We start from the raw sequence: 2225 nt of genomic DNA, 5'->3' as shown, positions 1-2225 counted from the left end.
TATCTCCTCCGCCGCTGATTGGAATAATAGCGGCAAATTCTTCAGGATGTGCCGAACTCCAGTCCCAGGTTCCATAGCCCCCCATACTCAACCCGGTAAGATATACCCTTTTGGGGTCCACATGATATTTACTCACCACTTCTTTATATAAGATTTCCAGGTACTGCGGATTCCACCATCCACTGAGGCATTGGGGCGCTACAATTACAAACGGTTTTCCAGCTGCCACTTTCATCAGCCCTACATTCTTTATCACATCAATATTATTCCCCATCTCCCCCACACCATGAAGGAAAATTACGACCGGCCACTTATAATCTTTCTTCTCATTATATCCGTCTGGGATATAAAGCACATAATTGCTGATATTTCCACCTTTGGTGTCTATTTTTTTCACAGTAATACCTGTTTGCTGCGGTGGGAATGTATCTCCGGCTGCCGGCGGAGGGTTTACAGGTACAGTGTCGCCCGGCGGATTAACCTGCACAGGGCTGGCCGTTTCAGTTTTTGAACAGGAAAAAAGTGCGAGCGCACTCAGCACAAAGACATGGCACAAAATTTTAATTGCTCTTTTTTTCATATAACTACTACAAACTAAAAGTCCCCCGGCATTAGCCGGGGGACAGGTTTTACAATATTTTTTCCTTTCAGTTTCTTTATTCAGGCAGGGGATCTCGCTGCAAATAAAAAACAAAAAGAATAAACACTGCCAATTTATTTATTGTGTAGCGTTATTACTTTTTTTCGCCCATTAATTCCACGCTTCTGTTCACAAATGCTGTGAGATCTGCACCTGTCAGTAAATTCTGCGATAATAATGCCAGATCCGCCAGGTTCTTTACCTGCTTCTGCTGCAATGTGTTATCACCTTCTTTCAGAATTTGTGTATAAACGGGGTGGTTCGCATTAACGGTCATATTTATTTCATCAGGCATATTCGCATACCAGTTCATTCCGCCGCCGCCCATAGCCGCCATATCTTTCATACGACGCATCAGTTCAGGACGGGTTACAATTACCGGTTGTGCATCTGCGCTGAGTCCTTTCATTTCTACCTTGATATTGGGTTGTGTTACCTGGTTACCAAACAGTTCCTTCAAAGTAGTTTCCTGCTCGGCAGATAATACGGTAGTGGTATTTTCCTCTTTGTCTATCAGGTTATCAGCAATATCTGCATCCACACGGGTAAAGGATATATTTTCCCATTTCATTTCCATGTTGTTGATGAATGCGGCATCTACCAGGGTTTCCATTTTTACTACTTTGAATCCCTTATTTTTTGCTGCCTGCACATAGCTGTCCTGCTGTACCGGGTTGGTAGCGTATAAGATCACCAGTTTCTGATCCTTATTGGTTTGCAGCGCTGCGGCAGCTGTGCGGTATTCTTCCTGTGTATAGAATTTACCACCATCCACATCTTCCATGATGAGGAATTTATTGGCCTTTTCCATGAACTTATCATCGGTCATCATACCATACTTCACAAACAGCCCGATAGAATCCCATTTTTCTTCAAAGGAAGCGCGATCGTTACGGAAGATTTCATCCAGTTTATCTGCTACTTTCTTAGTGATATGTGCATTGATCTTTTTTACATTAGGATCTCCCTGCAGGTAGCTGCGGCTAACGTTCAGCGGGATATCCGGGCTATCGATCACACCATGCAGCAACATCAGAAATTCCGGAACAATATCCTTCACTTCATCTGTTACATATACCTGGTTGGAATACAGATTGATCTTATCTTTCTGCATTTCATAACTCTTATTGATCTTCGGAAAATAAAGGATACCGGTGAGATTGAACGGATAGTCAACATTCAGGTGGATCCAGAACAAAGGAGGTTCTGCAAACGGGTATAATTCTTTGTAGAAATTCTGGTAATCTTCAGTAGTTAATTCGCTTGGTTTCTTTGTCCAGGCCGGTGTAGTGTTATTGATCTGCGTACCTTCAAAAGTAACCGGAACAGGCAGGAATTTACAGAACTTTTCGAGGATGGTACGGATACGTCCATCTTCCAGAAATTCTTCACTTTCTTCATTGATGTGCATTACTATTTCCGTTCCCCTGTCGGCCTTGCTGATCTCTTCCAGTTCATACTCGGGGCTACCATCGCATTCCCAACGCACGGCGGGCGCTTCTTCCTTCCATGACTTTGAGAAGATTTCCACCTGGCTGCTCACCATAAACGATGAATAAAATCCAAGTCCGAAATGTCCGATGAT

General features: G+C 43.3%; 2 protein-coding genes. Both read right to left on the bottom strand.

What is annotated here, in order from left to right:
• Positions 1-397, bottom strand: a 397-nt coding sequence (locus VN105_RS12665; RefSeq protein ID WP_414647240.1) for an alpha/beta hydrolase-fold protein, incomplete at its 3' end; no start/stop codon positions are given.
• 337 nt (positions 398-734) lie between these two features.
• Positions 735-2225 (bottom strand): molecular chaperone HtpG (gene htpG, locus VN105_RS12660; RefSeq protein ID WP_325641387.1); only part of this gene is annotated, 1491 nt, incomplete at its 5' end.

The sequence above is a fragment of the Chitinophaga sp. genome (assembly GCF_035564935.1).
GTDB lineage: Bacteria > Bacteroidota > Bacteroidia > Chitinophagales > Chitinophagaceae > Chitinophaga.
The sequence above is the reverse complement of the archived record's forward strand: the minus strand, read 5'-3'. Positions and strand labels throughout refer to the sequence as shown.